The organism is Alkalibaculum bacchi, from assembly GCF_937875145.1.
In the GTDB taxonomy this organism is placed as follows: Bacteria; Bacillota; Clostridia; order Eubacteriales; family Alkalibacteraceae; genus Alkalibaculum; species Alkalibaculum bacchi_A.
The window spans coordinates 1-1,760 of sequence record NZ_CALNCS010000149.1; the positions used below are offsets into that span (position 1 = coordinate 1).

Annotated in this window: 1 protein-coding gene; it reads right to left on the reverse strand. The window is 36.3% G+C overall.

Annotation, left to right across the window (positions count from 1 at the left end):
• Positions 1-102: 102 nt before the first annotated feature.
• Positions 103-1,485 (reverse strand): ISLre2 family transposase, encoded by a 1,383-nt coding sequence (locus Q7P22_RS09195; RefSeq protein WP_303863482.1) that lies wholly within the window; start codon positions 1,483-1,485, stop codon positions 103-105.
• Positions 1,486-1,760: the final 275 nt, after the last annotated feature.

Consider the following 1,760-nt stretch of genomic DNA (forward strand, 5'->3'; position numbering starts at 1 on the left):
AGTATAACATAACCTAAAAAACAGAGCAAGGTGAGATATAAATTAGGATAGTGTCAACTTACTGTAGGAAAATAAAAAAATATTTTCCCCTTTGTTATCACATTATAGTCCTCGAACAGCTTTCAACCACTTTGAAGCTGAATTTGTTTTACCAATATTCATTATGGTTATGTTATCCAGGGTTTCGCAGCTAATCCGGTGATGTTTCTTTATGATACGAGCATCTAGCTTAATAACACGCTTTTCTTTGATTTGCGTCTCTTTTCTCTTCATCATGTATTCACTAATATCCCCGCCATTAAAGCTAAAGACACGGAGTCTTGCCATTTGTTCCATGCCATCCTCGGACCAACCTTTAGGTCTGGAACTAAGTCTATCCGATAATACATGGCTAACATGTCCTTCTGCGCTACATCCAATATATTCTCTACTTTCTTGGCGTTGTATGGCTTTCCAGTTGTTTAGAACATACTTTTTGGCGTCAAGTACGACCTTACGCTTATGCTGATCTTCGGTATTACTTAACATGATATCAAATAATTCTTCAGTTGCATTTTTCATACCCTGATAAATATAGTTCCACAAGGGTTCTCTAGTATAATCTAGATGGGCGGTGGCTGCCCTTATGTATTTTGCCAAGTGAAATTTATCTAGTACAAATTCTGATTTTGCTATCCAGTTAAGACCTTCTTTAATCCAAAAAGCTCCATCTCCTGAAATGAATACTTTGGTTATTGTTTCGCTATTATAGGCCTCGTCAATGTACTTGGCTACGTCTAGCCATAGTTCTTCGCTGCTCTGCTTTGCACCGGTAAAATAACGTACATTTAAAAGTTTATTACGCCCTTTGGAGATTTTTTGCCTTCCTTCGTGAACATAAATGATCTTTACTATGTCTTTAGACCCGTTTTGAAGGGCCACATGATCCTCATCGGCTTCGATATAGAGGATAGGCGTATCTCGCTTTGTTTTATCTATAGCTACAGCTTCGTTTGGAATTGCTCCTAGTTTGCGTATCTCGTTCATTACTGTAGTTTTGCTATGAATTCCACAGAATGAAGTCTCATCTGCCACTTGTTGGTAAGATTTGTCGGTTGCCTTTGATACAAGCATTGTAGCTACATTTAGGTCTTTTCTCTGATGTGTTTCTATACCTACAAGTTCATCAGATAAATATGCATACTCCTTGGTTTTCTTATGGGTGTAATATGTCCTCTTGTAGGTTACCAGTCCCATGGTGGTTGCTAAGGAGTTAATATCTTTAATTCGCTCAACATACCAATTCTTCTTTCTATCTTTGCTTTCTTTCACGGTTCTGTCTAAAGTTTCTAATGCCTCTCCTACCATAAGGGTACCTGCTTTATGTAGCTCTGTTTCTAGGTTCTTAGTAAATTCGTTGAAATTTATGTTACCACTCAAGGCTTTTTGTAAATTTTCTTGATATGCTATAATGATTATTTCTAATGCTTCCTGTATAATGTTCATGAGAGTAGTCCTTTCTCTGTATATTTTGATTTTCGACGACTTAATCATAACATACAGGGACTGCTCTCTTTATTTTTTCCTACAGTAATTTTACTCTAGCTCTATTGCATTTAATAGGCTTGTTTTTTAACCAGCAATATTATTTATGTTTGAGATACTAAAAACTGTGGTAAAGTAATCTAGAGGTGAAAAAAATGGTAGTTAAAAAAGGATTTACAATGTTAGCCCTGGAAACTTCTTGTGATGAAACTTCTGCAGCTATAGTGGTAGATGGT

Excerpts from the sequence above, each read along its gene's own strand:
- Q7P22_RS09195 (WP_303863482.1), bottom strand. The coding sequence starts at position 1,485 with ATGAACATTATACAGGAAGCATTAGAAATAATCATTATAGCATATCAA.